This is a genomic window from Streptomyces sp. NPDC050625, from assembly GCF_040654755.1.
GTDB lineage: Bacteria > Actinomycetota > Actinomycetes > Streptomycetales > Streptomycetaceae > Streptomyces.
Genome location: NZ_JBFAIQ010000095.1, coordinates 1 through 4,988, shown reverse-complemented (window position 1 = coordinate 4,988; position 4,988 = coordinate 1). Strand labels below are relative to the sequence as shown.

Below are 4,988 nucleotides of genomic sequence, written 5' to 3'. Positions count from 1 at the left end.
CGCGCGTTGTCGATCGGCCGCCCAATCGGCACCACACGCCCACCCGGCACCAACACCCCACTCATCGCCGCACAGACCGTCACCTCCGTCGGCCCATACGCATTCACCAACCGCCGCCCCACCGACCACCGCTCCACCAACCCCAACGGCAACGCCTCACCCGCCACCACCACCGTCTCCACCCCAGCCGGCAACTCCTCCTCCACCGCCAGCACACTCGGCGGCACCGTCACATGCGTCGCACCCGACCGCTCCAACGCCACACCCAACGACACCTGCGGAGGCAACTCCTCCGCCGGAACCACCACCAGGGCGGCCCCGGACAGCCACGCCATCAACAGCTCGGAAACCGCCGCATCAAAACTCAGCGACGCAAACTGCAGCACCCGCGCCCGCTCATGCACCCCGAACCGGTCAATCTGCGCCCACGCCAGATTCCCCAACCCCGCATGCGACACCACCACACCCTTCGGCCGACCCGTCGAACCCGAGGTGTAAATCACGTATGCCGCGTTCGCGGGTACGAGAGCCCCGCGCCGCTCACCCGGCACCACCAGACCCGGCGCGCAACCAGCCACAGCCTCAACGACTTCCGGGTCATCAACCATGACCAGCTTTGCGCCAGGCCGGTCCGGCACCTCCGACCGCGTCGCCCCACTGCACACCACCACCGCCGGAGACGCATCCCCCAGAACAAACCCAATCCGCTCCGCCGGATACGCGGGATCCACCGGCACAAACACCCCACCAGCCAGCGCAATGGCAAGCACCACCACCGCCATCTCCACCGACCGCTCAACCACCACCCCCACCCGCACCTCAGGCCCCACACCCAAACCCATCAGATACCGAGCAAACCGCCCCGCCTCACCCGCCAACTCCGCATACGACAACTCCCGCCCACCCGACACCAACGCCACCGCATCCGGCGAACACCCCACCCGAACCGCAAACAACTCCGGCAACACACCCGACGACACCGACCGCGCCGTCGCATTCCACTCCCCCAACACCCGCTCACGCACCACACCACCCAACACACCAACACGCCCCACCAACCCCCACGGATCCCCCACCACCCGCTCCAACACCCAAAGCAGGCGGTCGATCAGAGCCCGCGCCGCCGCCTCGTCGAAGAGGTCCGTGCGGTAGGTCAGCTCCATCCGCAGTCCGTCGATCGGATCCACCACCAGACCGAGCGGATAGTTCATGGATTCGCGCATGCCGGCCGCGACAAGGCGCACACTTCCGGACCCGGGGCTCTCCGGTTCCTCGCTCGACGGATGCAGACCGTTGGCCCCCGAGCGGAAGTTCTCGAACGCCAGCAGCGTGTCGAACACCGCGCCCTGACCGGCCAGCCGCTGGATCTCCGCCAGGCTCAGGTGCTGGTGGTCCAGCAGCGCCGCCTGCTGTGCCTGCAACTCGTTCAGCACATCGGCCATAGGCTGCGCGGGGTTCAGCCGTACCCGTACCGGGATGGTGTTGATGAAGAGCCCGAGCATGTCCTCCATGCCCGGCAGGTCGGCGGGGCGTCCCGCCACTGTGGCGCCGAAGACCACGTCGTGCCGCCCCGCCAACTGCCCGATCACCAGCGCCCAGGCAGCCTGCACCACCGTGTTCAGGGTGACGCCCTGCCTTCGAGTCAGCTCGTCGAGGGCTGTGCGCAGCATCTCGTTCGCCTCGGCGGAGACGACAGCGGAACCGGCTTCCGTGTCCCGGTCGATCGGTGCGATGAGGGTGGGTTCGTCGGTGCCGGCGAGGGCCTGCTGCCAGGCGTCGCGTGCGGCGACCTTGTCCTGCCTCGCCAGCCACGCCAGGTACTGCCGGTAGTCCGGCACCGGCGGCAGACCGGCCCCACTCCCCCCAGCGTCGTAACAGGCCCACAGCTCACGCATCAGGATCGGCAGCGACCACCCGTCCAGCACGATGTGATGCAGAGTGATCACCATGCGGTAGCGCTGCTCACCCAGTTTGACCAGCAGCACCCGCAGCAGCGGCGGCTGCGCCAGATCGAACCGTCGCGCCCGCTCCGCAACCTCCAACTCCTCCAACACCACCTGGGCTTCCACCATCCCAAGCCCGGACAGGTCCTCATCCCTCCACGGCAGCTCGACCCGCTCCAGGACCACCTGCACCGGCTCAGCCACCCCGGCCAGCTGCCGAAAGCCCGCACGCAGACTCGGATGCCGGTCGATCAACGCCTGCCACGACCCCCGCAACACCACCGCATCCAGCGGCCCCTCCAGGTCCAGCAGCATTTGCTCGACATACACATCCGTGCCCTGCTCGTCATACAAGGCATGAAAGAGCAGACCCTCCTGCAACGGCGCCACCGGCAACACATCCACCAACCCCGGACACGCCGCCTCCAACTCGCCCACCTGCGCCTGCTCCAACGGCACCAGCGCAAAATCAGAAGGAGTAAACCCACCAGCCACCGGATCAGCAGCATGCGCGGCCAGACCGGACAGCATCGCCGCCCAGCCCTCCACCAACCCCCACGCCTCCGCCACACCCAACAACCGACCCGGCCACGCCACACTCAACACCAACACCGGACCGTCACCGCGCTCGTGGACGGCTGCCATCACCTCCAGGGCGTGCATCACCGGCACGGCGCTGTCGGGGCTCTGGCCCAGGCCGATCCCACCGATCGGCTGCCAGTCCTGATCGCGGCCCGAGACCCGGCCCAGGTAGTTGAAGCCGATCTGCGCCTTGGGCAGCTGCGCCAGGACACCCCCGGTCTCCTGGTTCAGATGGCGCAGCAGGCCGTAGCCCAGTCCGTCACCCGGGATGGAACGCACCTGTTCCTTGACCGCTTTGAGCAGCGCGCCCGCTGCCGCTTCGCCGGCTCGCACCTCGGTCGGATCGAACGGCCCGGACGTCAGTCGTACCGGGTGGACGGCGGTGAACCACCCAACGGTCCGCGACAGTTCCATCCCTGCGGACAACGGCTCACGGCCGTGGCCCTCAATGTCCACCAGGATCCCGCCCTCGATGCCCTGGTCACCGCGCCACGCCGCCACCGCCGCGGCCAGCCCGGTCAGCAGAACGTCGTCGACTCCGGCATGGAAGGCGGCCGGGACGCCGGTCAGCAGAGCCGATGTGACCTCCGCGGACACGGTGATCGAAGCCTGCCGTAGGGTGCCCTCGACATCCCGGGCAGGATCCAGCGGCTCGTCGGTCAGCAGCGCGCTCGCGCCTTCGAGCAGCGCGGTCCAGACCTCCAGTTCCGCCACCCGTTCGTCGGCCTGGGCCTGGGCAGTCAGCTGCCTCGCCCAGTGCCGGAACGAGATCGGCACCGACCCGAGCGCCGCCTCCCGACCATGCGCCGATGCCGCGTAGGCCTCGGCCAGATCCGGGAGCAGCACCTGCCAGGACACGGTGTCGATCACCAGGTGGTCGGCCACCAGCAGTAGCCGCCCAACGGCCTCCGGACCGGCGTCGAACCACACCACCTGAAGCATCACTCCGGCCGGCGGATCGAGCCGACCTGCCGCCGTCCGCGCCTGCTCCTCGATCAGCCGGGACAGTTCCTCGTCGTCCAGGCCGGCCGCGTCCACGCGCCGCACCCACGAATCAACCGCAACCGTGCCCGGCTCCGGTACGACCAAGCGCCGCGGCTCGCTCTCCAGGCGCGCCCGCAGCACCTCGTGGTGATCCACCAGGGCCTGCACCGCTGCGGCGAGCGTCGTCAGCCGCACCGCGGCCGGGCTACGCACCACGCTTGCCTGGACGACCTGCCCGATCCGGTCGGCCCCGACCCGGTCGAGGACTTCGTGCATCACCGGGGTCAGCGGCACGTCACCGACGCCGGACTCCACGTGGCTCGGTGCAAGCTCCTCCGCCACGCCGACGACGGCCGCAAGCCCCTCGGGAGTGCGCCGCTCGAACACCTGCCGAGACGTGATCACCACACCCGCCCGCCGGGCACTGGAGACCAGCAGCATCGACAGAATCGAATCGCCGCCCAGCTCGAAGAAACTGTCCTCGACGCCCACCCGCTCAAGGCCCAGCACCTCGGCGAACAGCCCGCACAACAGCTCTTCGACCGGCGTGGCAGCGACACGGCCGCCCCGCGCTTCCATGGCAGGGGCGGGCAGGGCCGAGCGGTCGAGTTTGCCGTTGACCGTCAGCGGCAGCGCATCCAGCACCACCACAGCGGACGGCACCATGTACTCAGGCAGACGGGCCGCCATGAACTCCCGCAGCTCCGCGGCATCCGACGCCCGCTCACCGGCCGGGACTACGTACGCGACCAGCCGTTGGTCGCCTCCCTGCTCCTCACGCACGATGACCGCCGCCTGGCCGACGCTCCCGTGCGCACTCAGCACCGATTCGATCTCACCGAGCTCGATACGGAAGCCGCGGATCTTCACCTGCTCGTCGGCACGTCCGGCGAAGTGCAGCTGACCGTCCGCGCTCCAGCGGGCCAGGTCGCCGGAGCGATACATCCGCTGACCGGGCAGGAACGGGCAGGCCACGAACCGCTCCGCGGTCTGCCCCACACGACCGACGTAGCCGCGGGCCAGCCCGGTCCCGGCGATGTACACCTCGCCCACGGCACCGACGGGCAGAGGCCGCAGGAGGCCATCGAGCACATACACCTGGGTGTTGGCGATCGGGCGGCCGATGGCGGGCGGTGCGTCCTGTGAGGTGATGTCCTCGCCGAGCGGCGTCGCGGTGGTGATGACTGTCGCCTCGGTGGGGCCATAGGTGTTCCACACCCGCGCCTGCCCCCGCCACCGCGCAGCCAGGTCGGCGCTCAACCGCTCGGCGCCCAATACCCAGTTGGACACCCCCGGTACCGACGCCGGGTCCAGCACCCCGAGCAACGACGGCACCACACTTGCCACGCCCGCACCCGCCGCACGGATCATCTCCGCCAACACGGCAGGATCCGTACGCTCCTCACTCCCGGCAATCGCCAGCGTGCCACCCGCAGCCAGCGTCACCACCACATCCAGCACCGCCGCGTCAAAGCTGAA

At 69.4% G+C, this 4,988-nt stretch carries 1 protein-coding gene; it reads right to left on the bottom strand.

The genetic code is table 11. The annotated features are described in order from the left end of the window. Positions 1–4,988, bottom strand: a 4,988-nt coding sequence (locus AB0I54_RS47880; protein ID WP_363302713.1) for a condensation domain-containing protein, incomplete at both ends; no start/stop codon positions are given.